The 24633-nt window shown below is 50.3% G+C and carries 19 protein-coding genes, 2 tRNA genes, 1 other RNA gene and 2 pseudogenes; 8 read left to right on the forward strand and 16 right to left on the reverse strand.

Annotation, left to right across the window (positions count from 1 at the left end; all coding sequences use genetic code 11):
- Positions 1–10: 10 nt before the first annotated feature.
- Positions 11–130 (reverse strand): annotated as a pseudogene (locus tag CEK71_RS24305) (IS701 family transposase); the annotation flags it as partial.
- Positions 131–305: 175 nt separating this feature from the next.
- Between CEK71_RS24305 and ssrA the strand changes: the two are divergent.
- Both ssrA and CEK71_RS10510 read left to right on the forward strand, forming a co-directional pair.
- Positions 306–684: a transfer-messenger RNA gene (ssrA, locus tag CEK71_RS10505) on the forward strand.
- A 221-nt stretch (positions 685–905) separates the two neighbouring features.
- Positions 906–1223, forward strand: coding sequence for a DUF6290 family protein (locus CEK71_RS10510; protein ID WP_088619341.1), 318 nt, complete (start codon positions 906–908; stop codon positions 1221–1223).
- Between the two features lie 140 nt (positions 1224–1363).
- On the opposite strand, the gene CEK71_RS10520 is transcribed toward CEK71_RS10510, so the two are convergent.
- The 4 genes from CEK71_RS10520 to recA all read right to left on the reverse strand — a co-directional run bounded on the left by CEK71_RS10520 (position 1364) and on the right by recA (position 7402).
- On the reverse strand, positions 1364–2107 hold the full coding sequence (locus CEK71_RS10520) for a PilZ domain-containing protein (RefSeq protein ID WP_088619343.1): 744 nt from the start codon (positions 2105–2107) through the stop codon (positions 1364–1366).
- An 808-nt stretch (positions 2108–2915) separates the two neighbouring features.
- A complete protein-coding gene (gene alaS / locus CEK71_RS10525) occupies positions 2916–5528 on the reverse strand; it encodes an alanine--tRNA ligase (protein WP_198328554.1) in 2613 nt (870 codons plus the stop codon).
- A 354-nt stretch (positions 5529–5882) separates the two neighbouring features.
- On the reverse strand, positions 5883–6347 hold the full coding sequence (locus tag CEK71_RS10535) for a regulatory protein RecX (protein WP_088619344.1): 465 nt from the start codon (positions 6345–6347) through the stop codon (positions 5883–5885).
- 5 nt (positions 6348–6352) lie between these two features.
- Positions 6353–7402 (reverse strand): recombinase RecA, encoded by a 1050-nt coding sequence (gene recA, locus CEK71_RS10540; protein WP_088619345.1) that lies wholly within the window; start codon positions 7400–7402, stop codon positions 6353–6355.
- Positions 7403–7643: 241 nt separating this feature from the next.
- Here recA and CEK71_RS10545 point away from each other — a divergent pair, with 241 nt between their 5' ends.
- From CEK71_RS10545 to CEK71_RS23160, 3 genes and pseudogenes are all read left to right on the forward strand, one after another.
- Entirely contained in the window at positions 7644–8240 is a 597-nt protein-coding gene (locus CEK71_RS10545) for a Uma2 family endonuclease (RefSeq protein ID WP_088619346.1), read from the forward strand.
- A gap of 44 nt (positions 8241–8284) precedes the next feature.
- Positions 8285–9160, forward strand: a complete 876-nt coding sequence (locus CEK71_RS10550) for a PfkB family carbohydrate kinase (RefSeq protein WP_088619347.1) — start codon at positions 8285–8287, stop codon at positions 9158–9160.
- A gap of 361 nt (positions 9161–9521) precedes the next feature.
- Positions 9522–9689 (forward strand): annotated as a pseudogene (locus CEK71_RS23160) (P-loop NTPase fold protein); the annotation flags it as partial.
- A 36-nt stretch (positions 9690–9725) separates the two neighbouring features.
- Here CEK71_RS23160 and CEK71_RS10555 read toward each other — a convergent pair.
- The 10 genes from CEK71_RS10555 to CEK71_RS10600 all read right to left on the reverse strand — a co-directional run bounded on the left by CEK71_RS10555 (position 9726) and on the right by CEK71_RS10600 (position 18678).
- Positions 9726–10148 (reverse strand): HIT domain-containing protein, encoded by a 423-nt coding sequence (locus CEK71_RS10555; RefSeq protein ID WP_088619348.1) that lies wholly within the window; start codon positions 10146–10148, stop codon positions 9726–9728.
- 15 nt (positions 10149–10163) lie between these two features.
- Positions 10164–11444: a glutamate-1-semialdehyde 2,1-aminomutase gene (gene hemL, locus CEK71_RS10560; RefSeq protein WP_088619349.1), complete on the reverse strand. Its 1281-nt coding sequence runs from the start codon at positions 11442–11444 to the stop codon at positions 10164–10166.
- 246 nt (positions 11445–11690) lie between these two features.
- A tRNA-Ser gene (locus tag CEK71_RS10565) sits at positions 11691–11778 on the reverse strand.
- 77 nt (positions 11779–11855) lie between these two features.
- On the reverse strand, positions 11856–13760 hold the full coding sequence (locus CEK71_RS10570; protein WP_088619350.1) for an ATP-binding cassette domain-containing protein: 1905 nt from the start codon (positions 13758–13760) through the stop codon (positions 11856–11858).
- A 233-nt stretch (positions 13761–13993) separates the two neighbouring features.
- Positions 13994–14728: a DUF5765 domain-containing protein gene (locus CEK71_RS10575; RefSeq protein WP_088619351.1), complete on the reverse strand. Its 735-nt coding sequence runs from the start codon at positions 14726–14728 to the stop codon at positions 13994–13996.
- A 307-nt stretch (positions 14729–15035) separates the two neighbouring features.
- On the reverse strand, positions 15036–15563 hold the full coding sequence (locus CEK71_RS10580) for a hypothetical protein (RefSeq protein ID WP_232463806.1): 528 nt from the start codon (positions 15561–15563) through the stop codon (positions 15036–15038).
- A gap of 239 nt (positions 15564–15802) precedes the next feature.
- Complete coding sequence (locus tag CEK71_RS10585; protein ID WP_232463807.1) at positions 15803–16441, reverse strand: HAD-IA family hydrolase; 639 nt, start codon at positions 16439–16441, stop codon at positions 15803–15805.
- A 257-nt stretch (positions 16442–16698) separates the two neighbouring features.
- A tRNA-Ser gene (locus CEK71_RS10590) sits at positions 16699–16788 on the reverse strand.
- A gap of 134 nt (positions 16789–16922) precedes the next feature.
- Entirely contained in the window at positions 16923–18326 is a 1404-nt protein-coding gene (locus tag CEK71_RS10595) for an ammonium transporter (RefSeq protein ID WP_088619353.1), read from the reverse strand.
- A gap of 13 nt (positions 18327–18339) precedes the next feature.
- Entirely contained in the window at positions 18340–18678 is a 339-nt protein-coding gene (locus CEK71_RS10600; RefSeq protein ID WP_088619354.1) for a P-II family nitrogen regulator, read from the reverse strand.
- A gap of 396 nt (positions 18679–19074) precedes the next feature.
- On the opposite strand from CEK71_RS10600, the gene CEK71_RS10605 reads away from it, so the two are divergent.
- Entirely contained in the window at positions 19075–19395 is a 321-nt protein-coding gene (locus CEK71_RS10605) for a hypothetical protein (protein WP_157679139.1), read from the forward strand.
- A gap of 61 nt (positions 19396–19456) precedes the next feature.
- Here the strand turns inward: CEK71_RS10605 and CEK71_RS10610 are convergent, their stop codons facing one another.
- Positions 19457–20818: a porin gene (locus CEK71_RS10610; protein WP_088619356.1), complete on the reverse strand. Its 1362-nt coding sequence runs from the start codon at positions 20816–20818 to the stop codon at positions 19457–19459.
- A gap of 474 nt (positions 20819–21292) precedes the next feature.
- On the opposite strand from CEK71_RS10610, the gene glnA reads away from it, so the two are divergent.
- Together glnA and CEK71_RS10620 are read left to right on the forward strand one after the other, a co-directional pair.
- Positions 21293–22702, forward strand: a complete 1410-nt coding sequence (gene glnA / locus CEK71_RS10615) for a glutamate--ammonia ligase (RefSeq protein ID WP_088619357.1) — start codon at positions 21293–21295, stop codon at positions 22700–22702.
- Positions 22703–22884: 182 nt separating this feature from the next.
- A complete protein-coding gene (locus tag CEK71_RS10620) occupies positions 22885–24168 on the forward strand; it encodes a tyrosine-type recombinase/integrase (RefSeq protein WP_088619358.1) in 1284 nt (427 codons plus the stop codon).
- Positions 24169–24633 lie beyond the last annotated feature (465 nt).

Consider the following 24633-nt stretch of genomic DNA (forward strand, 5'->3'; position numbering starts at 1 on the left):
ACAGCTGATGTTACGCAGCCCTTAGTTTTTGCAACTCTTCATAAGCCATTTGGTTGGCCTTGACGAACAGCTTGGCCCGCATAGCGAAATGATTGGTTTTATGTTTTATCTTCAGGCATTCGAGCTTGAACTCGCCGACAAGCCCGTCGCCGTTGCAAAGCCTTGATTGCAGATCAGGTAGTCTGTGTAGAGTTCTATTTTTTCTTTTTCCATCCGTCAATGATACTCTTTTTGGGATGGGGTGCGTAACATCAGTTAATAAGCGTAGCAATCTGCCGACATATCCAGTAAACTACAAAGTCCACGGGGGCGACATGGCTTCGACGTGGGTAGCGAAACCTAGAGTGCATGCCGAGGACTGTACACCTCGTAAAATCTACAGAAAAAAAGTATTCGCAAACGACGAAAACTACTCAATGGCAATCGCTGCGTAAAAACAGCTTCCATTCTTCTGACTGCCTGTGCTTATGCGGGTAGAGTCCGGTTCGCCGGACGCTCAGGAGTCATTTACATAAGCTCGCGCTGAAGTCTGTCCGGAATGGACGCGCAAAAACCTTACGGAATCGCTGATGGTTTTCTTGGCCCGACGGGTAGTCATCGGTTAAATCAAAAGTGCGGGATAAGCATGTAGACCTTGTGGCGGAGTACTTGCGGACGCGGGTTCAATTCCCGCCGCCTCCACCATAACACGTTGATTTATATATTATTTTATATAAATATTGTTCATTTGCAAAGCAAATTTGCGGTGAATTTGCGGTATATCAATTTAAAATGCCGCTAAAAACACAAAAACCCGCAAGCCATCGGCTTGGCGGGTTTTTTTTATTGTCCAATAAAGCAATCTTATGCTTAGTTTGTCCAGACAAGTATAATACCCGCAGACAAGACGCAAAAAGGGGCTAAATATGACAACCTTAGAACTCGACAACGAAACCAGCACCTTGCTGGCCGAAATGGCAAAGCAAGAACACACCACCCTGGCGCAACTGGCAAACAGGCTCTTGACCGAATGCCTTGAGGATTGGCAGGATGCACAAGCCGCCGACAAAGCTTATCAGCGTCATCTTGACAGTGGCGAGATAACCCATAACCTTGATGACATGGTGAAAGAATTTGGCTTAGACAGATCCGCAACTACAGTTCATCCCCTACCAACCGCAACCTTAGCCAACACAGCAGCAAAAGCCCCGCTATCCGCCCGTTGCGCCCTAGCCTGCAAATAATCTTCCGTTGCCAATGCGGATATTTTTTCCGCCACAACTGTGGCAATAAACTGGTTGATAGACACCCCTTCCTTTATGGCAACTGGAAAATTATATATCAGAGGGATTGGGCAGATACTTATGCCCGCAAAATCTCCGTCTTACCACTGGCGCACTTTCTGCGGCACTACCAACCGGTCTGTCCAGTTTTTTCCGCAAAACATGGAAGGGGGGCGGGTGTCGCCGCGTGGCAGATCAGCCTGGTTTAGGTGAATGTCCGACAACTCCACAGGTTTTCTTGCCACAACAATCTGCTTATCCGGCTTGATATGTTGTAGGCCTATCAGTGTTTCGGTGCCATTATCCATTGTCCAAACCACCTGAGCTTTGCCTTTAAGCTTGGCATGGGGAAATTTAAACGTCACAGCCATGCCTTCTTCGAAACCAAAGGCAATAGGCAAGCGGATCATCAAGCCATCAACCGACATGTTGACCGTCATAAAATCCAAACAATAACCGTCTAAAAACAACTGCCCAGGAATGGCTATTTCGGCACGATAATTTTTACGGTTAAAACAAGGCTCGTCTGATGAATGGTTCAGGTCTTGAAACGCCATCGCAAAAGCTACTTGACCTTGTTGATTAACCGCTACCCGGACTATTTTGCCAACACCGGATAATTGCAACGGGGACAAGAAAAAATCAAGCCGTTTAGATAAGGACAAACTTTTCAAGGTTTGCTGATGATCATCGTTAAAGCGTAAAACCTCAGGGGTTAATATAGCCAATGCCCCTGATATGGAAAGGTTTTTAACGGTAATCTCACGCATTTTGCCGCCAAAATAGACCCAACCCTCTATGTTGGTAGTTTTACGGTAGGCGCGTTGTTTTAGCTTGGTATCCATACATCCTCATATATTTTAATGCTTCTTAAATAATTTCTTTTGTTTTTGCTGATTTAACGGTTTTCCACCCATTCATAATAGTGAGCGAAATAACGCTACAGGTACACTCTCTACTGCAAAAATCAGCACTGGCAATAAGGCAACGCATAGTATTGATTTATAAATAAAAATAAAACTTCTCGGCTTCGCCATCAACATTAAAATAGTGTAGCAATTTAAAAAAAACAATTCTATGAACTATTACCATTTTCATAAAAAATATGAAAAATAATCCGTTCACCCCAAGGCAACAACGGCATAGTAGATTTTTTGGCGAATTGCTTTTGGATTAGGGGCGTTCCCCTGATAATGCTGGTTGACTTGCTATTTGCCAGATGTAGGTAAGTGGAGTGCTTGATTTAGCCGAGAGGAACAAACAAAAAGGGGCTTGCAGTCAGCCTGCCAGCCTAAAGGATTACCGCCACCATAAGAGATTGGCCATGCCCGCAAACAGCCAGGATAAAAAACGGGCGTAAGGCCGTCCGTAGGCATACCCCTTTTAGGTGCTGTCTACTTTGATGGGTTTTATGAAAAACTTGAACATCGGACAATAGTGCTTATGCACAATAAGCAAAGCGGGGTAATTTGCTATCGCGCATTCCGGGCAAGGTTGGCCGGGCTGCACGATAGCTTGCATAGTGGAAGCAGTGATAATAACAAAATAACAACAATTTCAGATAGTTATTCTACGGCCTTTCATCCGCAATTTTGCCTGTATTGGCTAATAGTCCCTAAAATGCGCATCGCCCAAACCTAAGCAACCGACAGCTCAGGCATCTAACTGCCCCTCAACCCAGCCGAAAACCCCCTGCAAAGCCCCTGCCAAGGCCGCTGGGTTATTGCCGCCTGCCATCGCCATATCAGGCCGTCCGCCGCCTTTGCCGCCGACTTGGGTAGCGACAAAGTTAACTAAATCCCCGGCTTTAATCTGCGCCATTTTGTCTTTCGTAACCCCCGCCGCCAAGCTGACCTTGTCGCCTTCGACCACCGCCAACACCACTGCTGCACTGCCGAGTTTGTTCTTCAGTTGGTCAACCATATCGCGTAGGGATTTAGAATCGACGTTATCCAGTTTGACCGCCAAGACTTTCATGCCTGCGACATCGACCGCTTGGTTGCCCAATTCATCCCCTGCGGAGCTGGCGAGTTTGGCGTTGAGGCGTTCCAGTTGTTTTTCCAGATTACGGGCTTTTTCCAGCAATTGTTCGACTTTTTCCGCCGCTTTATCCGGCGCACTTTTCAGCAGTCCGGCAATGCTGTTCAACACTTGTTCGCGCTCGGCCAACCACGCCAAACAACCCGCACCCGTGACGGCTTCGATACGGCGGACTCCGGCGGCTACGCCGGTTTCGCTGATGATTTTAAAACAGCCGATATCCCCTGCCCGTTCAACGTGAGTACCGCCGCACAGTTCGGTAGAGAAATCGCCGATTTTTAACACCCGTACTTCTGCGCCGTATTTTTCGCCAAATAAGGCCATTGCCCCCGCTTTTACCGCCTCATCTTTCGCCATGACTTGCGCGGTGACGGGTTGGTTAAGGCGGATTTGCGCGTTAACCAATTGCTCCAGGGTGGCGATTTGTTCAGGCGTGACCGGCTCAAAATGTGAGAAGTCGAAACGCAGCCGCTCAGGATTCACCAACGAGCCTTTTTGCGCGACATGGTCGCCCAAGGTTTGCCGCAACGCCGCGTGCAGCAAATGCGTGGCCGAGTGGTTCAGTTCGGTGGCTTGGCGCTGTTCGGCACTGACTTTGGCGGCGCATAACTGGCCGACGGTCAACGTACCTGACACGACTTTGCCTTTATGCAGGAATAAGGTGCCGCCTTGTTTTTGGGTATCGGCAACCGCAAACACCGCATCCCCTACCAACAATTGCCCGCAATCGCCGACTTGACCGCCGGACTCGGCATAGAATGGGGTTTTATCCAACACCACCACACCTTCAACCCCTGCGCCTAAGCTTTCGACTGGCTGGCCTTGTTGGTACAGGGCGACGATATGCACTTCGTCATCAAGCTGCCCATAGCCCGTAAATTCGGTTTGGCTATCGAGCTTAATGTCTTGGTCATAATCGGCACCAAAGCTGCTGGCGGAGCGGGCGCGGTCGCGCTGTGCCGCCATGGCGGTGTCAAAGCCGTCATAATCGACTGTCAGTTGATGCTCGCGGGCAAAGTCGGCGGTCAGATCGACCGGGAAGCCGTAAGTGTCATAGAGTTGGAACACGGTATCACCAGGAATAACTGTACCGTCCAGTTTAGCGACACAGGCTTCGAGAATTTTCATGCCCTGCCCTAAGGTTTCGGCAAAACGCTCTTCTTCTTTTTTCAACACCCGCTCAACTTGGGCTTGGGCATTTTGCAATTCGGGATAAGCCGCGCCCATTTCTGCTACCAAGGGTGCAACCAGTTTGTAGAAGAACACATCCAAAATGCCTAAGCGGTAGCCGTGGCGGATGGCGCGGCGGATAATACGGCGCAACACATAACCCCGGCCTTCGTTAGACGGCATCACACCATCGGTAATCAAGAACGCGCAAGAGCGGATATGGTCGGCAATCACGCGCAAAGAGCTGTTCGCCAAATCATCGGTTTTCGCCAACGCGGCGGCGGCGTTGAGCAATTTTTGGAACAGGTCGATTTCGTAATTGCTATGTACGCCTTGCAACACGGCGGCGATACGCTCCAAGCCCATGCCCGTGTCAACCGACGGTTTCGGTAACGGGGTCAATGTGCCGTCCGCCGAGCGGTCATACTGCATGAACACCAAGTTCCAGATTTCGATATAACGGTCACCATCTTCATCAGGGCTACCCGGAGGGCCACCAGCAATATGCTCGCCGTGGTCGTAAAAGATTTCCGTACATGGGCCGCAAGGGCCAACATCGCCCATAGACCAGAAATTGTCTTTCGTGGCGATGCGGGAGAAGCGCTCAGGATTAATGCCGACATCTTCCAGCCAAATCGCTTCGGCTTCGTGGTCTTCGGCGTACACCGTCACCCACAGCTTTTCGGTGGGGATAGCCATTGCTTTGGTCAAAAATTCCCACGCATAATGAATGGCTTCTTTTTTGAAATAATCACCAAAACTGAAATTGCCGAGCATTTCAAAAAACGTGTGATGCCGTGCGGTATAGCCGACGTTTTCCAAGTCGTTATGCTTGCCGCCTGCGCGTACACAGCGTTGGCTGGTTGCGGCGGTGCTAAAGTCGCGGTGTTCGCGGCCTAAAAACACGTCTTTAAACTGCACCATACCCGCATTAGTAAATAATAGGGTCGGGTCGTTGCCGGGCACTAAGGAGCTGGATGGCTCGATGGTATGGCCACGTTGACGGAAAAACTCCAGAAAGGCGGCGCGTAATTCTGCGCTAGTCATTTTGTTCATGATAGTAGATAGGGTTGTGAGACTAATTCTTAACTGATATTACGCAGTCATTTTCGATACTGGAAAATGTAGCGATGAGTCGCTGTCGCGACGGTTTTTTTTAATCGGGTTCTCGCACCCGAAGGCGAGATACTTTCTTTTGCTCCGCCAAAAGAAAGTATCCAAAGAAAAGGCGGCCCGATTGCCGCTTCTTCCTGCGCTTCTCGGTTTTGTCGGGGGTCGGTAAAATGGGCTTCCTGCCCATTTACCGACGCGCGGCATCCTTGCCGCGCCCCTTTGGGCTGATCCCGACAAACCCTGCGATGCTCGGCGCGGCAAACGGGGGTAAAGCACGTTACTGCGTAACGTCAGTTTTTAAAGAAAACGGATTGCCAAGTGCTTCGGTAAGGCGTTGACCAAGTCAGCGGGAAAGCCCCGCTGGATCAGAAAACGGCTACGTTTCGCCCATTCCTGGCGGCTTAACGGTTGATCGCCGGAAAATTTTTTATGGTACACCTGCACCAAGGTGTCCAGCCAACTGTCCTCATCCGGTTGCAGTGCGTCCGCCTCCATAGCAACGCCTTTTTGCTGTAAGGCATAACGCACCGCCAAAGGGCCGTAACCTTTTTGGATACGCGCCCTGGCATAACTTTCGGCGTAGCGGGCATCATCTTGCCAGCCTTGCTCGGCCAATTCGGCCAGTATCGGCACAATGTCGTTTTTAGGAAAGCCTTTCAGCAGACATTTGTTGCCCAGTTCTTGGCGGCTGTGCTCGCGTTGCGCCAGTAAACGCAAGCAATACGCGCGGATGGCTTTCGCCGTGTCCAGTTCAGCCGCCATTACGGTTATTCTTCGTCAATAAAAGGTTCTTCTTCGGTCTCTACTGAATTATCGGGCGGCAGTATCTTAGAAAACGCTTCCGCGCGGATTTTTTGTTCAATATCCAAGGCTTTTTCAGGATGTTCTTTGAGGAACTGGCGGGCGTTTTCTTTGCCTTGGCCAATTTTCTCGCTGCCATAACTGTACCAAGAGCCGGACTTTTGGACAAAACCGTATTTAACGCCTAAATCTACCAGTTCGCCGACAAAAGAAATGCCTTCGCCGTACAAAATATCGAATTCGGCTTCTTTAAAAGGCGGGGCGACTTTGTTCTTGACGACCTTGACGCGGGTTTCGTTGCCGACAAACTCCTCGCCTTTTTTAATCGAGCCGATGCGGCGGATATCCAAACGCACCGACGCATAAAATTTCAGGGCATTGCCGCCGGTGGTGGTTTCCGGGCTACCGAACATCACACCGATTTTCATGCGGATTTGGTTAATGAAGATGACTAAGGTATTGGAGCGTTTAATATTCGCCGTCAGCTTTCTTAAGGCTTGCGACATCAGCCGCGCCTGTAAGCCCATGTGCGAGTCGCCCATATCGCCTTCAATTTCCGCTTTCGGGGTCAGGGCCGCAACCGAGTCAATCACCACCACATCCACCGCGCCGGAACGCACCAACATATCGGTAATTTCTAAAGCCTGCTCACCTGTATCCGGTTGCGAAACCAACAGCTCGCTGACATTGACACCGATTTTTTCCGCATAGCTGGGATCCAGCGCGTGTTCGGCATCGACAAACGCTGCCGTACCGCCCAGTTTTTGCATTTCGGCAATAACTTGTAGGGTCAGCGTGGTTTTACCGGACGATTCCGGCCCATAAATTTCAACTACGCGGCCGCGTGGCAGACCACCGCAACCCAAAGCAATATCCAGCCCTAAAGACCCAGTAGAGACCACATCTATGTCACGCGCTGCCGCGACATCACCCATGCGCATCACCGAACCTTTGCCGAATTGCTTTTCAATTTGCATCAGTGCCGCGCCAAGCGCTTTCTTTTTGTTCTCATCCATTATTCATGCCCTTATGTGCGTTGACCCCGCCAAAAACGGGGATTGTGAAAGCTTAGCAGAAAGAAATACCGCAAAATCAAAGCCCTTTATTATTACATAGGCGCATGGCTTCGGGTAGTGTTGATTTGTGCCAAAAGACCGGATGGCTGGCCTGTGCGGCGTTGGGGACATTTCTTAAATGCCGATAATCGGGTACTATAAAAGCCAAGCTCCCACCTGTTGCCGACAAGATGCCCAAGCTATGCCTACAGTCACCCAATTAGGACAACTAGACCCAAACCTAAGCTACAGCTATGCCGACTACCTAAGCTGGCAAATAACTGAAACCGTTGAGCTGATTAAAGGCAAAATTATGCCGATGTCACCCGCACCGACCTTGCAGCACCAACGGATTTCGGCGGATATTACCGGCCTGTTATACAACTTCTTTCGGCACAAGTCCTGCCAGTTTTTTGCCGCCCCGTTTGATGTCAGGCTTTATGAACGCAACCAATCGCTATTAGCCAACCAAGACATCCATACCGTCGTCCAATCCGATTTGTGCGTCGTCTGCAATACGGCCCTATTAGACGCACAAGGCTGTAACGGCGCACCGGATTGGATTATTGAAATTTTGTCGAAAAGCACCGCCAAACGCGATATGCAGATAAAATATGAGCTCTACCAAGAAAATGGCGTAGCGGAATACTGGTTAGTTTATCCCCATGAACAGGTTATCCAGCAATTTGTCTTAGACACAGGCCAGTACCGCTTGCACGGCCTCTACACCGACGATGACATTGCCACGCCGCTGTTATTTCTTGATTTGGCGATTAGCTTAACAGACGTGTTTGCATAGCGGCAATAATCTTTAGATACCCCAAACAATCGGACAGACCTCCCATGACCCACTACCCTATCGCCATTTTTGGTGAAGTGCTGTTTGACCAATTCCCTGACGGACCAGCCATCCTCGGCGGCGCACCGTTTAACGTTGCGTGGCATTTACAGGCCTTCGGCCAACGCCCCGGCTTTATCAGCCGCGTCGGCGACGATGCCTTAGGGGTAAGCATCCGCACCGCCATGCAAGACTGGGGCATGGCGGACGCTAACCTGCAAACCGACCCCGAACACCCTACCGGAACCGTGCAAGTCACCTTCCCTAACGGCGAACCCGCTTACCAGATTCTCGACCAGCAGGCTTATGATTATATAGCGGAACCCACCGCCATCACCGCGCCCCTGCTCTATCATGGCACTTTAGCTTTACGCTACGCCACTTCGGCGCAAGCCTTGCAAGCGTTGGCGGCGCGTTTAGACTGCACCGTGTTTATTGATGTTAATTTACGCGCCCCGTGGTGGCAAGCAGAGCAGGTCAAAACCTGGCTGGCGGCAGCCGATTGGGTCAAGCTGAATGAAGACGAACTATACCAACTGACCCGCCAACAAGCCACCCTTAAAGAAACCTTACAGGCTTTTTTGCAGGAATTGCAACTGACCGCGCTGATTGTCACACGCGGTAGCCTAGGCGCGGTGGCGTTAACCGCTGGCGGTGAATTTATTGAAGTCGTCCCCAGCAGCCAAGCGGCCATTACCGACACTGTCGGCGCAGGCGACGCGTTTGCCAGTGTGTTGTTATTAGGCCTGCAAAAAGCTTGGCCGCTGGCGTTGGCGATGACCAGGGCGCAAGAATTCGCCTCGGCTTTAGTTATGCACAAAGGCGCGACGGTACAGGATAAGGGGTTTTATCAGCGGTTTATAGCGGGCTGGGGGTTGTAAAGGCCAATACCCTACCTTAAAAAAGTGCGCGGATAATAGTTAATAACACTTATAGTCCATAATGATTAAGCCTTAAAGTTTTCGGTGTTATTATATCGGCCTAGCCATCAACCAGCCGATGCCCGCTTTAGGAAACGTTACAATGCCCCAACATAACCACAATGATGTCGCCACATCAGCAGCGGCAAAACCAGTGCCTTACTGCAACTTCGCGACGAATTGCAGCCCGTAACATCCAATAGGGATATTATGCCTGTCTGGTTTGAGGCTTGGCGTTACCAAAACGAAGCTTTGCCAACCAACAGCTTAGCGAATTGCTAGAAGAAGCGATTGACAAAGCTCTGGGAAAAAAGGCCGGAAATTAGTGATTTTCATTGACGATCTGGATCGCTGTATGTCGGAGACTGCCTTAAAATTATTAGAAGGCATTAAGTTGAGCTGCACAACCGTCACAGACCTGTCACCGCTGGCCGGGTTAACCCAGTTGGCCGAACTTAACTTGGAAGGCACAGCCGTCACCGCTGGCTGAATTAAGTCAGCTACACATTACTCACAATTAAGCAACTCAATCCAGCAACCCCACCAAAGCCCCCCTAAGCTCCCCCAGCCGCCCAGCCAACTGCTCCGGCGTATAAGCCACAGCGGCAAACTTCCCCCACACGGGCGCGGGCCAAGCCTTATCGGTTTGGTAGCGGACAATATGGTGGATATGCAGTTGTGGCACCATATTGCCAATGGCGGCAATGTTCATCTTATCGGCCTGATATAAACCCGCCAACTGCTGAGCCAAATAACACGATTCTTCGGTAAACTGCTGGCGCTGTTCTGGGCTTAGCTCGTAAAGCTCGCGTAGCCCCGGCACTTGCGGCACGAGGATACACCAAGGATATTGGCTATCATTCATTAACAATAACTGGCACAGCGGGAAAGCGCCGACCAGGATACAGTCTTCCTGTAGGCGCGGATGCAATTGGAAAGCGTCGGTCATGGTCGGGATCTAGGGTTACAGTTGTTTAAAGATCGCCGCCGCTTTGGCGATGGTGCTGTCGATGTCGGCATCGGTATGGGCAATAGAGACAAAGCCAGCTTCAAACGCCGACGGGGCCAGATACACGCCCTCCGCCAACATGGCATGGAAAAAGCGTTTAAAGCGTTCCTGATCGCAGCGCATCACTTCGGCGAAGCGGGTGATGTTGGCGGTTTCGCTAAAAAACAGCCCGAACATGCCGCCGATGTTATGGGTACTCAAAGGAATGCCCGCTTGTTGCGCCGCCGCTTTTAAGCCCGTCACCAAACGCTCGGTTTTCGCGCTGAGAGTGTCGTAAAAACCCGATTGGCTAATCAGCTCTAAAGTTTTCAAACCCGCCGCCATCGCCACCGGATTACCCGACAAAGTACCCGCCTGATACACCGGCCCTAACGGGGCCAGTTTTTCCATAATCTTCCGGCAACCGCCAAATGCCCCCACAGGCATCCCGCCGCCGATAACTTTGCCCAAGGTAGTCAAATCTGGGGTGATACCATAAAGGCCTTGCGCCCCTTGCAAGCCGACCCGGAACCCGGTCATCACTTCATCAAAAATCAACACGCTGCCGTGTTCGTCGCAGACTTGCCGTAAAGTTTCCAAAAAGCCAGGCACGGGTGGGATGCAGTTCATATTACCCGCCACCGGCTCGACGATAATGGCGGCAATTTGCCCGCCGCATTCGGCGAACAATTGCGCTACTGCCGCGCTGTCGTTATAGGTCAGGGTAATGGTGTGTTCCGCCAGCGCGGCGGGTACGCCGGGCGAACTGGGTACACCAAACGTCAACGCGCCCGATCCGGCTTTAACTAGCAAGGAATCGGAATGGCCGTGGTAGCAACCTTCAAACTTAACAATCTTATCGCGTCCGGTATAGCCCCGCGCCAACCGTATCGCGCTCATGGTCGCTTCGGTACCCGAACTGACCATGCGCACCAAATCCATAGACGGCAACAAGCGGCAGACGGTTTGCGCCATAAGGGTCTCCAGCTCAGTGGGCGCACCAAAGCTTAAGCCTTTTGCAGCGGTGGCCTGTACCGCCGCGATGACCTCAGGATGGGCATGGCCTAAAATCATCGGCCCCCATGAGCCGACATAGTCAATATAGGCCTTGCCATCGGCATCATAAATAAACGCGCCGCTGGCATGGTCAACAAACACAGGCGTGCCGCCCACCCCGCTAAACGAACGCACAGGGGAATTTACGCCACCAGGGATAACTTGCTTAGCATCGGAAAATAATAAAGTCGCATCAGTCATAATCAATAACCAGGAAAAAAGAAGGGCTGAAAAAAAGGGGTTACCCGATGATCAAGTTTTTAATATTAAAATCAACAGTTCAGATTTTAGGCGAGCCAGAAAAACCCATAAACCCGCCAATAGTGCGATTGCCTGCCACTTATGATGTAGGGGTATGTCATTGTACTTCACCGGACAATAAAAAACCCGCTAAGCCTTACGGCTTGCGGGTTTCGGTACTTCTTTGCACCCCGGCGGATGCTTGTTTGGCGGAGAAAGAGGGATTCGAACCCTCGATACGTTACCGTATACACACTTTCCAGGCGTGCGCCTTCGACCGCTCGGCCATCTCTCCTGATACTTTCTGTAGAGCTACAGATAGCCCGATAGGATAAGGCAAATCGGGCTGTTTTGCAAGCGGTTTTGGTATTTTTACGCTTCGTTGGCGGCTTCCAGATCGTTCCAGCGTTGGTAGGTCTGCTCCAATTGGGTTTCCAGTTTCTTTAAGTCATCCAACGTTTTATTGACTTTATCCGGCGCGTTTTTATAAAAGCCGGGGTCGCCGATTTGTTGGGTTAAGGCGGCTTGCTGGGTTTCCAGTTGGTCTATCAGCTCCGGCAGTTGCTTAAGCTCTTGTTGTTCTTTATAGCTGAGCTTTTTCTTTTTCGCACCGCTGCTGGGTTCCGGTGTTGGTGCTGCTTGGGCGGACGGATTTTTTTTCGCGGGTGCGGGGCTGGCGGGTTTGCTTTGGCAATAGTCTAGCCAGTCGGTATAGCCACCGATAAATTCCTGCACTTTACTGGAGCCGTCCAGCACGAAGACGCTGGTGACGACGTTATCGAGGAAAGCACGGTCATGGCTGACCAGCAATAAGGTGCCTTCGTAGTTAATCAGTTTTTCTTCCAGCAATTCTAGGGTTTCTAAGTCCAAATCGTTGGTCGGTTCGTCCATGACGATGAGGTTGGCGGGCTTGGTGAACAGCCGTGCCAATAATAGGCGGTTTTTTTCGCCCCCTGACAAGCTTTTGACGGGCGAGCGGGCACGCGCGGGGGCGAACAGGAAATCGCCCAGGTAGGACATGACGTGGCGTTTATTGCCTGCTATTTCGACGTAGTCGCTGCCATTGGCGACGGTTTCGGCGACGGTGGCTTCGGGGTCGAGTTGGTCGCGCAATTGATCGAAGTAGGCAATTTCTAGCCGTGTGCCCTGCTCTATGCTGCCCGTGCTGGGTTCCAATTGTTTGAGCAGCAGTTTTAATAACGTGGACTTGCCCGCGCCGTTTGCGCCGATCAGGCCGATTTTGTCGCCGCGCTGAATCAGGGCGGAAAAGTTGTTAATGAGCATTTTTTCGCCATAGCCAAAACAAATGTCTTTAACTTCGATGACTTTTTTGCCTGAGGCATCGGCTTTTTCCATTGCTAAGCGGGCGGTGCCTTGGGTATTGCGGCGTTCGGCGCGTTCGGCGCGTAATTTTTCCAGGGCGCGGACGCGGCCTTCGTTGCGGGTGCGCCGCGCTTTTACGCCTTGGCGTATCCACACTTCTTCATCGGCGAGTTTTTTGTCAAATTCGGCGTTTTGGTTGGCCTCGTCTTCCAAGGCGGCGGCTTTGCGGCGCAGATAGTCGTCGTAAGTGCCTTGCCAAGACACGAGGTTGCCGCGATCCAGGTCGACAATACGGGTGGCCAGACGTTGCAGAAAGGAACGGTCATGGGTGACGAACAAGACCGCGCCTTGAAAGGCGAGGATTTGTTCTTCCAGCCAAGTGATGCTTTCAAAGTCGAGGTGGTTGGTCGGCTCGTCCAGCAGCAGGACTTCGGGGTCTATGACTAAGGCACGGGCCAGGGCGACCCGGCGTTTCCAGCCGCCGGACAGGCTGTTAACGTCTTTTTCGCCGGGTAAGCCGAGTTTGCTAAGGGTGGTTTCGACCCGTTGTTGAAAGTGCCAACCATTATGGGCTTCGAGCTTGTGCTGCAAATCGCCCAGTTCATCCAGAGCCTTAGGGTCTTCGTAGTCCATCGTCATGGACAGGGCATGGTAGCGGGTCAGCCAATGCCCCAGTTCGCCCAGGCCGTCGGCCACGGCATCGTAAATGGTCGCGCCGTCCGGCAGTTCCGGGGCTTGTTCCAGCCATGCCAGACGCAGTTCGGGTTGCCGCCAGATGTCGCCGTGGTCGGCGTAGATGTTGCCCGCAATAATCTTCATTAAGGTCGATTTGCCTTCACCGTTGCGTCCGAGCAAGCCGACACGCTCCCCTGCATCCAGTTGAAAATCGGCGTTTTTGAGTAAGGCGTGGGTACCAAATGCGATGGAGGTGTTGGTTAAACGTAATAAAGGCATGAATGAATGTCTACAGAAGCTAAGAGAGAGGATAAAGCCGTCTATTATATAGAGTCAGCGGCTTTGGGCGCGGTTTTTTAGTGCCGTTGTTTTGTTAGAGGCCGTACAGGCGGTTATCGCTTGATTTTTGGATGGGTGCAGCCTATGCAGATGTTACCTAGGCCTTTCAGGTTTCTTGCGCCCTTGCGGGGATGAAAATCTGAAAGGCCTAAGCCCATTACTGTTAAACCCTTCTAAGTGCTTTCTTTTAAAGGCTCGTCTTCTTCATAACCGTAAACTTGCGCGGTGAAGAATTTTTTAAACTGCGGCATAAAGCTGGCGGTAATGGGGATGGAGTAAAAGCAGTAAATCGCCCCCGCTTCGCCGGTGTCCACGCCAAACAGCCATTGCGGTACATACAGGGTAAAAATCGCCATGACGAAATGGTAAGTGGCGATACGCTGATTGTTTTTCCAGACAAAGCCGCTCAGCGCTAAAGCGAACAATGAGCCGTACATAATCACTTCACCATAAGCGCTGGCAATCCTATAGGCAATATGGTATTTGCCCATTTGCATACAGGCGATGATATTGCCTATAAACGTGCCGGGCTCATTGGTAAGCTGTAAGGTGGTCGGCAGCGTACTACAGACCAAAAAAATGGCGCTCAGCCCTCCCCCTAATAGGGCGGCTTTTTTTAGCGCAGTAGGGTCGGATGAGTAGGTCGCCAAGGCGGGCATGATGGCAAAGGCTTGTAAACAGATATGGTAAGTCGACAGCTCGCTTAAGAATAAATTCGAGCCATAGCCGCACTGGTCAGCGACCGGATAGGCAAAATATTGGATCAGTTCCATTAAGGAGAAGTGGAAGATGGCATACGCCCTAGCGGAGCGTACCCACAAAGGTTCTTGTTTATCGAAAAAGGTTACGGCGGAGGCGGCAAAACCGACCACACCTAGGCCGAGCGACATATTTGCACTGAAACACATAAGTAAACCTATACTTTTAAGGTTGATGAAAAAAGGGGTAACCTCAAGTCGTATGACTAACCGTAGAGTATAATCGGGGCAATTGTGAGTTGTCGATAGCTAATAGCACCTAATTTACAAGGTTATTGGTTACTGCCCTTTAGATTATGGGTTTTTTATTGCGGATAGAGTGGGATAGATGGCGCTGAATGCCCCCATAAGCTGGCTTAGCTTTGACTGCGGGCGGCGATAGCATAGATCGCCGCCCGCAGTTTTGGGCATTTTGCCCTACTAACGAGGGCGGATAAGCTTCTAGGTTAGTTGGCGCTTATCGGTCAGGCGTGTCCAAAATACGGTTAATCATGGGGGTTTGTTGCGAGACCCTATCATCTAAGGTTAAGTCAAGCATGGTTTTAAGTTCGGCAAAACGTTTTTCAGCTTCTTTTAGTTGCTCTGTTGCTTTCGGCAAGTCACCCTCTTTTACGGCTCCCCGGGCTTTTTTCAAAGAATCATTGGCACGGTTCCGGTTCCGGTCAACTTTATCGTTGGCATTGATTTCTTTGCTTAACTTTAAAGCTTCTTTGATATTTTCGATAATCGCATCAGCCCCGGCATTATCATTGATGGATTTCAACGCTTGTGTAATTTCCCCCATAGTCGCGTCAATCCCTTCGACAGGAGTCATTCTGTTGTACATGCAGGCCATGCCTAAACACACATCGGCGTTCGCCGAAAACGATCCTAAAGAAAGAGCCAATGTAGCCGCTAGCGCAGTGCTTGTTAATAATTTCATTAATAAACCTCGTTTGTTGTTATTATTCTTTTGGGTCTGCAACTGCTTAGATATAAAGCGCATTTAATTAGCCACATGACGATGCGGACTTTAGCATAATTTTTATGAAGATTAAACGAATTAACGCGGTTTTTGCCATTCAAAACATCAAAAACCGTATTATTAATAGGGATTTAAGTGTGCCAAGCGTGTTGTCGCTCCCTTATCCGATAGCTGGATGGGGTCGGGTAAGTGCTATGGCGTTGGCGTTTCTCAAGCCGGAAATACGGTAGTGGGTACGGTAGGGCGGGACAGGCAATAGGCTAGTGGTGTTGGTTGCTGCTGCTGGCAAAGTGCCTAAGGAGAAGAGGAAGTTGCGACATATCGTCAAACGGCACTCCGCTTCGGCAGGGTAAAGCGTCACCGTTGGGCATATATTGGAATGCAGCCATTCCTGCCGCCTCGGCTGCTTCAATCCCCACATCGCTATCCTCTACAACCACGCATTGGCTGGGCATAAAGCCCATCGCGTTTGCTGCGTGTTGGAACAAGCCCGGTTCGGGCTTCCAAGAGCCTACTTCATAGGAACTGAAGATGTTGTCCCCAAAGTAAGGTGCGAGGCCGCTAATTTGCAGTGCCTGACGGATTTTTAAAAGCGGCCCGCTTGAAGCAATGCACTTAGGAAAGCTGATGTGTTCGAGCATTTCAAGCACACCCGGCATAGGTTTCAGCTCATGTGAAAACAGTTCCGCGACACGCTGGCGATAACGGGCTTCAAACGCGCTTGGCAGCGTCTGGCAAAGCCGATGCTCAATATCTGTAAGAATTAAGGCTAATTTTTTGCCGCGATACCGCGCCGTCAATGACGCAACCGTATCATTTAGCTGTGGCAGCAGATCAAGAAAGGCTTGATTGCAAATTCCCTCGCTGTCAATCAGTGTGCCGTCCAAATCAAAAATCACACAGATAGTGGTCATGGCTTTATTGGGTTTTGGAAGCTGATAATGCCGTCTTATTTAAAGGCTTTTGGGCAGGCTAAGGATTTTTTCAATGGGAATGCGATTTTTTTGTACACTGATAGCAGTGTATATGATAAAACGATTTTTAGTTTGGATTTGCAACAGGGCTGTTGCATAAGATAAAGGTGGGTGGGTAAAGCATGGGTTATAAACTTAACTATTATTCTTAACCATAAAGATTAATAGCTTACATAATTAAATGGCGGAGAGGCAGGGATTCGAACCCTGGGAGGGGATCAACCCTCAACGGTTTTCAAGACCGCCGCATTCGGCCGCTCTGCCACCTCTCCAACAGCCGTACATGATATACAGTACAGGTTGTCTTGTCAAGCTTTGGTTTTATTTATTGCCGGATAATCCGACAAAGGCTTATCAAAAAACGGGTGCGGACACCCGTTTTTGCTTCGGATGACCTTGCAGATTTTTAGTCGTGGTAAGCGGATTCGCCATGCTCGGACACGTCAAGACCGATCCGTTCGACTTCTTCGCTGACGCGCAGGCCAATAACCATATCGACCAACTTGTAGGCGACAAAAGACACGGCACCTGACCAGACGATGGCTACGCCGACACCCCAAGCTTGGTTGATTAACTGGGTCATGATGCTGTAGTCAGGGGCGACAGCATTAGTGACATAATCCCAAACGCCAGTACCGCCTAACGCAGGGCTGGCGACCACCGCCGTACCCAACGCACCGATGATACCGCCGACACCGTGAACGCCAAAAGCGTCTAAGGAATCGTCATAGCCGAATATGTTTTTCATGCTGGAGACCGACCAGAAGCAGACCGCGCCAACAAACAGGCCTAAGAAAATGGAACCCATAGGGCCTGCCCAGCCGCAAGCGGGAGTGATGGCAACTAAGCCGGCGATAGCGCCTGACGCGCCGCCTAACATGCTGGGTTTGCCGCGCATCAGCCATTCTGCCGCAACCCAAGACAAGGTCGCCGCTGCGGTGGCTAATAAGGTGTTAATAAAAACCAATGCAGCAAGGCCGTTAGCTTCCAAGTTTGAGCCGACGTTAAAGCCAAACCAACCCACCCATAACAAGGAGGCACCGACCATGGTGAAGGTAACGCTGTGTGGGGCGAGGGATTCTTTTTTATAGCCCAAGCGTTTGCCGACCATAATACAGCCGACCAAGCCGGCAATCCCAGCGTTAATATGCACAACTGTGCCGCCTGCAAAATCCAAAGCGCCTTTTTGAAACAGGAAGCCGGCGGTTGCGCCTGCCGTTTCTGCCGCTGCCGCATCGGTATACGCGTCAGGGCCAGTCCAGTACCAAACCATGTGGGCGATGGGTAAGTAAGCGAAGGTAAACCACAACAGGATGAAGACCAAGATGGCTGAAAATTTGACCCGTTCGGCAAACGCACCGACAATCAAAGCAGGAGTGATGCCTGCAAACGTCAGCTGGAAGGCAACATAAGCAAATTCCGGGATGGCAACGCCTTTAGAGAAGGTTGCCGCCATAGAGTCGGGCGTAATGCCTGCCAAAAACATTTTGCTAAGGCCGCCGAAGAAAGCGTTACCTTCGGTAAAGGCGATACTGTAACCGTAAATGGCCCAAAGGATAGCCGTCATTGCAAAAATGACAAAAACCTGCATAAGGATTGACAGCATGTTTTTGGCACGCACCATACCGCCGTAGAACAGCGCAAGACCCGGCACGATCATGAGGATGACTAAGACGGTCGAAACCATAACCCAAGCGGTATCGCCTTTGTTGACGGTCGGAGGCGGGGGGGCATCGGCGAAACCGAATTGACTAAACCCTAACAAGGCGAATGCTAGCAGTGTAGTGATGAGTGATTTATGTTGTTTCATGTTTTCTCCTTAACTACAGTGCTTCATCGCCAGTTTCGCCGGTACGGATCCGAACAACCTGCTCTAAATTAGTTACAAATATTTTGCCGTCGCCAATTTTGCCGGTGTTGGCGGCTTTAGTGATCGCTTCAACAGCGGCATCGACCAAGGCTTCGCCCACAGCGACTTCAATTTTGGCTTTTGGTAAAAAATCAACAACATATTCTGCACCACGATACAGCTCAGTATGACCTTTTTGGCGACCAAAGCCTTTGACTTCGGTAACGGTGACACCCGAAACTCCTATGTCTGAAAGAGCCTCGCGGACATCATCCAGCTTAAATGGTTTAACAATAGCGGTTATTAGTTTCATTTCATCCTCTTTGCGTATAGTAACGATTCAGAATTAGCTAAAGCATGGAGTGTGCCAATTGTTCAGGGTAATCAATAGGCTTGTTATCTGGCTACCTTCTTTGATACCTTGCCAATAGCGCACTAAAATAGAGCGGTTTGTAGGATTAAGGTGCAAAAAGGGGCGGACGGGTATTTAATTTCGAGTCGATACCATGTATCATTCCCTGCCAGAGGGGCTTGCCGCCCCTCTCCCCAATGCTGTTAGCCCAGCCCCATTCCGCCAAAGCGGCTTTATCGCAGAATTTGCCGAAGGCGAATTAAAATCTGCCAGCGGATCTGCCATCCGCTGGCGGATTAGGCCAACAGGATTGTTACCACCCTACCCTATTAAAAAAATCATATTATGGAAAAATATATGGCTCACCACACCTTCTCCGCCTGTCGGCATCTGTTACCCTTACTAGGGCTTATCCTGTGTCTGTCGGGCTTTTCTTCGGTAAGTTTTGCCATGCCGCAGGTGGCGCAGCCGCCGGAGATAAAGGACTGTCGGTATCTTCAGGACGTTGTCGGCAATTCGGGTTATGGTAAAAATAATGGCTGGCAGAAGCTGGCTAAATACGCGGTATTTAGCCAAGCCGAGCGGATAGCGGCAACCCATCTGGTGTGGGTGCGCTTTGATGTGGTGGGCGCTTTTAACGGGGTTGCAGTGGCAAAAGCTTACCGCTGCGGATCTTAAATCAAGGGGTGGCGGCTAATAAGGCCCGCTAATTGGCGGGCCTTATGCCAAAGCGGCGTGGTTAGAACGTTACTGTCACGTCGGTAGAGAAGGTGATTTGATCAGTAACATTGTTGCCGGGGGTGGTGGCGAAGCTGTTGCCACGGATAACAAACGGCGAGTAGCCATGTGAATCGCCAACGATGTCATAACGGACGTTTGGACGCAATCTCAGCCATTCTTTAGGCTTCCAAGTAACACCAGCAGTAAATTCATAATAAGTGGCTGGGGCGCAGCTTGACAGATATTGTCCGGCGGCGGCATAGCTGACGCCTTGGTTATCGGTAGCGGCGCCAATTCTGCCGGGCGAGCACACTCTCAGGCCATTTTGGTCGCGGAACCATTCGGCACGGATACCGGCGACCACTTTGTCGCTGATGTCATAGTACAGATGGGAGTTAACGCCATACCATTCGGCATCCACTGAGTTGGGTGTGCTTGTGGCATAGTTATAGGTATTGTCGGCAAAGCCGTGGTCATGTTGCAAAACCAAATGGGTTTTTTCGTTAATGTTATGCTTTAAGACTATGCTATACAATGCCCAAGTGGCTTTGCTGGTTTCGGACGTGTCGCCATAAGTACCCGCGATGTTCAAAGAAGTCGCTTTGTCATCGGTGGTGTAGGTGGCGCCCATAATGCCGGACCAATTGCCCAACTGGCGATCCCAGCCGCCATCCCAGCCGCCTGTTGCACTGCCGGTCAACAGGCCGCCCATCAGCGCCCAGTTGCTGTCGACGTTGTAATTGCCCAAGATGCCGGTGTGCGTGAAAGGCTCGCCGTATTGCATGGTGTAAGCATGGGTGTAGAAGAAATTATCAGGTGCAGGAACGGTTTCATAACCAATCGGCGTGTAAAAGTGACCTACTTTCAGGTTTAAACCCGTTCCGACTGGCACATAACTTTCTAGGTATGCTTGTGGCAAGGCGATATCATAGAAGCGGTTGCTGTTGCTGCCCAGCATGCTCAAGTCCCAGTCGCTACGTTGCAACGCCGCAGCGCTGTTAACATCAAAGGACGGTACGCCATAAGCTTGGGTAAAGATGGAGTCGGTGCCGTACATAAAGTCGAAGCGGCCGCCTAGGTCAAATTTGCTGCCTTCAGTCGCTACAGCGCGTTGTAGGTACACGTTCAATTGGTTGACTTGGAACTCGGCAGCACGGTCGCCGAACGTTACCGGGCCATTAAAGTTATTTTGGGGTTCGTTGCCGTTGTAGGTGACGCCGGCATTCGCCCAAGCGCCGACGACGAAACCGGAGTGGTCTAACGCGCTTTCAATTTCCTTATAGGCGCCACTAGCGTTTGCGTCTGTCATGCTGGCTGTTGATAATATGCCGCTGATCGCCGCAAACAATATCTGATTTTTGCGTTTTAAAATAATTTTCATTTTTGAAGCCCCCTTAAAATAAGGTCTGAATAATAAGATTTGTTGTTTTTTGGCAACAGTTTCAGTATTTCAGAAAAACACTGAATAAAGTTTAGCAAGGGTTATGCCATATATAAATTTACTTTAAAAACAAATTGTTAATGTATTTTTAATTGTGATGGATTACCTATAATGCACTGTAATGGTGCATTATGATTATTTAACGCCTTTTTTGTGCGCAATTAAGTTGCAGTACAGCCACAATAGCAACAACTGTAGCTTTCTGTTAACTTATTTGCTATCGGCAGTGATTTTTTATACATTTCAATAAAATGCCTAAATCAAGAGGGGGATGCCAACAAAAATGCGTCCCTAAACGCTCTCCCGCACAGTGCATTTTTTATTGGCTAAGCCAGCAAAAAAAATGTTATCGTTATGAGTGTTCAGCAGTAAAAATGCTGGCTTCATTATAATAACCATAAATAGGAGACAACGATGTCTGTAGAAAATGTACTTAAGATGATTCAAGAAAACGACGTGAAATTCGTCGATTTCCGGTTTTGTGATACCCGCGGTAAAGAACAGCATGTTACCTTCCCTGCTCATACGATTGATGAAGATACCTTTGAAGAAGGCAATATGTTTGACGGCTCTTCTATCGCGGGCTGGAAGCACATCAACGAATCCGACATGATTCTGATGCCTGATCCGTCAACCGCTGTTATGGACCCTTTTTATGACGACAACACGCTGATTATCCGTTGCGATATTATCGAGCCTAAAAACATGCAAGGTTATGAGCGTGACCCCCGTTCATTAGCCAAACGCGCCGAAGCTTATTTGAAATCAACCGGCATTGCCGACACGGCATTCTTTGGCCCAGAAAACGAATTCTTTATTTTTGACGATATTCGCTGGGGCACTGACATGAGCGGCTCTTTTTATAAGATAGATTCGCAAGAAGCGGGTTGGAACTCAGAAAAAGTCTATGAAGACGGCAACATCGGCCACCGCCCAGGCGTTAAAGGCGGTTACTTCCCCGTTCCGCCAGTCGATTCGTTCCAAGACATGCGCTCTGCCATGTGCTTGACTTTAGAGCAATTCGGCATGATGACCGAAGTCCACCACCACGAAGTGGCGACAGCTGGCCAATGCGAAATCGGCGTTAGATTCAATACCTTAGTTAAAAAGGCCGACGAAGTGTTGGGCCTGAAATATGTGGTCGCCAATATCGCCCACGCTTACGGCAAAACCGCTACTTTCATGCCTAAGCCTATGGTCGGCGACAACGGCAGCGGTATGCACGTCCACCAATCTTTGGCTAAAGACGGCGTTAACCTGTTCTCAGGCGATTTGTACGGTGGCCTGTCCGAAACGGCCCTGTATTACATCGGCGGCATCATTAAGCACGCTAAAGCCTTAAACGCGTTCACCAATGCCTCAACCAACAGCTACAAGCGTCTGGTTCCTGGCTTTGAAGCCCCTGTTATGCTGGCTTATTCAGCGCGTAACCGTTCCGCCTCTATCCGCATCCCTTTCGTCAGCAACCCTAGAGGCCGCCGTATCGAAGTGCGCTTCCCTGACTCCACCGCCAACCCTTATTTGGCGTTCGCTGCAATGTTGATGGCCGGCTTGGACGGCATCCAAAACAAGATCCACCCAGGCGAAGCGATGGACAAAGACTTGTACGACTTGCCGCCTGAAGAAGAAAAAGCTATCCCACAAGTATGCCACGCTTTCGACCAAGCATTGGACGCGCTGGACAAAGACCGTGAGTTCTTGACTCGTGGCGGCGTTTTCACGGATGACGTAATCGATGGTTATATCGAACTGAAAATGCAGGAAGTGACTCGTTTGCGCATGAGCACACACCCTGTCGAGTTTGACATGTACTACAGCCTGTAACGTTTGCGCCTGTTCCATACAGGCTCACGCTTTATACAATGACCCCGCAAGCCCTTTGGCTTAGCGGGGTTTTTTATGCCATGATTACCCTTGTGCTAAAGCATTAAATCCGCTATTTTTGCCCCCCTGCCCCATCCGTTTCCTGTAGAATTATCGGCAATATCAAAAAATAGGGGGTAAAAATGGCGCTGACCGATACGGAAATCAGAAAATTAAAAGCGATCGGCAAGGACTACCAAAAAGCCGATGCTAAGGGGCTGGTGCTAGTGATACGGGCAGCGGGGGGGAAGTTTTGGCGCGGTGAATTACGGCTTAACGGTAAAAAATTCCGGTACGGATACGGCAATTACCCAGAAATGACCTTGGACAATGCGCGTAAGATTCATGCGGTGGCCAGGCAGCTTGTCGAATTTGGCAAGCACCCGGCAACGCTGCTCGACCATCCGCAAGCCAAACGGATGGTCATTGACGGCTGCGGCATTAAAGAACTGGAAATTCAGGCCATCGCCCACCAAAAAGCCGAAGCCATCCAAGCCATGATGACTTTTGGCGAAGCCGCTGGCAAGTATAAAGCGGAGTGGGTGGATAAAAAGTGGAAAGCCCCTGATAAAGGCTGGGCGCCGGTCAGATTGCACTTATTGCCAAAACTAGCAGATACCCCGCTGGAATTAATCGATGTGGCCTTGCTGAGAGAGTTAATTTATGACTTGAGAGAGCATAAAGGCGTGGTGACCGCCCTTTCCTGCCATGGTTGGGCGAACCGGATATTCGGCTATGCCGTTGAGCATGACTATTGCACGCACAACCCGGCAGTATTGATTAAGGCCGCTAGAGTCGGCAACCGCACCAAGCGCACCCGCTGGCTATCGACACCGGAAATCAGGCGTTACCTAACCGGACTGTACCAAGCGGATTGTTATCGGGGCTACAAACTGGCTCTGCACCTGCTCTTAATGTTGACGTTACGCAAAAGCGAATTATGCGGCGCGGCGTGGTGTGAAATAGATTTCGACAAAGGCGAAATGCTGATACCCGCAGCGCGTATGAAAACGAAAAAAGACCACTTGGTCATGCTGCCTGCTCAGGCGGCAGAAATGCTGCAAGAACTGCAACGCCTTGGCGGCGGCAGCCCATGGGTTCTGCCCATGCCCACCAACCCAAACCGAGCCATGCACAGCAATAATCTTGACGGCGCTCATAACGCGGCCTTGGCAGCGGGTGAGATTGCCGATTACAACATCCACGACCATCGCCACACCGCATCGACACATCTTAGGGAGCAAGGCCACTCCCCCGAAGTGGTGGAAACGGCCTTAAGCCACGCCATCCCCGGCATGGCAGGTACCTATTCTCATGCCCAATATAAAAACCAGCGGCTAGAGATGCTGCAATCATGGGCCAATTTTCTTGATACTGTGATGACCGAGCGGACGGTGATACAGGCGACCTTTAGAAAAGCCTTGTGATCACCGCAAACACTGCTTTCGGGTAAGTTTCTGCGCAAAATGACCGCCCCGCACAAAAGCCCCTCATTTAGCCCCCTGTTTTCATTTATTGCCCCTATAGGCCTTGATAAAAATAGTGCCATGTACTATCTACCCTAGTACATGGCACTATGTCGTGCCAAGATCCCGATAGCATCCCTTTCGCTCGGATTTTTTGGAGGGGGACTGTAAAAACCGATACCCCACAGCACAGCACAGCACAGCACAGCACAGAAAATGTGGTGGTGGACGGAGGGCTCGTTTTCCCTGCCCCATTAAGCCAAGCAACATCCATTTAGTTATTATTGCCGTATTTTCTTAAAAATGCCCCGAATGGGGGCGTTTTTTATTTATCACTTTTTATAATCCTATCCGCACTATTTTAGCCAAGCTAAAACGCACCACTATGGCGCATTTTTTGCCTCATAGGTTATACTTGTGCGGCTA

The sequence above is a fragment of the Methylovulum psychrotolerans genome (genome assembly GCF_002209385.1).
GTDB classification, from domain to species: Bacteria; Pseudomonadota; Gammaproteobacteria; order Methylococcales; family Methylomonadaceae; genus Methylovulum; species Methylovulum psychrotolerans.

Excerpts from the sequence above, each read along its gene's own strand:
- CEK71_RS10510 (WP_088619341.1), top strand. The coding sequence starts at position 906 with ATGACAACCTTAGAACTCGACAACGAAACCAGCACCTTGCTGGCCGAA.
- CEK71_RS10520 (WP_088619343.1), bottom strand. The coding sequence starts at position 2,107 with ATGGATACCAAGCTAAAACAACGCGCCTACCGTAAAACTACCAACATA.
- alaS (WP_198328554.1), bottom strand. The coding sequence starts at position 5,528 with ATGAACAAAATGACTAGCGCAGAATTACGCGCCGCCTTTCTGGAGTTT.
- CEK71_RS10535 (WP_088619344.1), bottom strand. The coding sequence starts at position 6,347 with ATGGCGGCTGAACTGGACACGGCGAAAGCCATCCGCGCGTATTGCTTG.
- recA (WP_088619345.1), bottom strand. The coding sequence starts at position 7,402 with ATGGATGAGAACAAAAAGAAAGCGCTTGGCGCGGCACTGATGCAAATT.
- CEK71_RS10545 (WP_088619346.1), top strand. The coding sequence starts at position 7,644 with ATGCCTACAGTCACCCAATTAGGACAACTAGACCCAAACCTAAGCTAC.
- CEK71_RS10550 (WP_088619347.1), top strand. The coding sequence starts at position 8,285 with ATGACCCACTACCCTATCGCCATTTTTGGTGAAGTGCTGTTTGACCAA.
- CEK71_RS10555 (WP_088619348.1), bottom strand. The coding sequence starts at position 10,148 with ATGACCGACGCTTTCCAATTGCATCCGCGCCTACAGGAAGACTGTATC.
- hemL (WP_088619349.1), bottom strand. The coding sequence starts at position 11,444 with ATGACTGATGCGACTTTATTATTTTCCGATGCTAAGCAAGTTATCCCT.
- CEK71_RS10570 (WP_088619350.1), bottom strand. The coding sequence starts at position 13,760 with ATGCCTTTATTACGTTTAACCAACACCTCCATCGCATTTGGTACCCAC.
- CEK71_RS10575 (WP_088619351.1), bottom strand. The coding sequence starts at position 14,728 with ATGTGTTTCAGTGCAAATATGTCGCTCGGCCTAGGTGTGGTCGGTTTT.
- CEK71_RS10580 (WP_232463806.1), bottom strand. The coding sequence starts at position 15,563 with ATGCGCTTTATATCTAAGCAGTTGCAGACCCAAAAGAATAATAACAAC.
- CEK71_RS10595 (WP_088619353.1), bottom strand. The coding sequence starts at position 18,326 with ATGAAACAACATAAATCACTCATCACTACACTGCTAGCATTCGCCTTG.
- CEK71_RS10600 (WP_088619354.1), bottom strand. The coding sequence starts at position 18,678 with ATGAAACTAATAACCGCTATTGTTAAACCATTTAAGCTGGATGATGTC.
- CEK71_RS10605 (WP_157679139.1), top strand. The coding sequence starts at position 19,075 with ATGGCTCACCACACCTTCTCCGCCTGTCGGCATCTGTTACCCTTACTA.
- CEK71_RS10610 (WP_088619356.1), bottom strand. The coding sequence starts at position 20,818 with ATGAAAATTATTTTAAAACGCAAAAATCAGATATTGTTTGCGGCGATC.
- glnA (WP_088619357.1), top strand. The coding sequence starts at position 21,293 with ATGTCTGTAGAAAATGTACTTAAGATGATTCAAGAAAACGACGTGAAA.
- CEK71_RS10620 (WP_088619358.1), top strand. The coding sequence starts at position 22,885 with ATGGCGCTGACCGATACGGAAATCAGAAAATTAAAAGCGATCGGCAAG.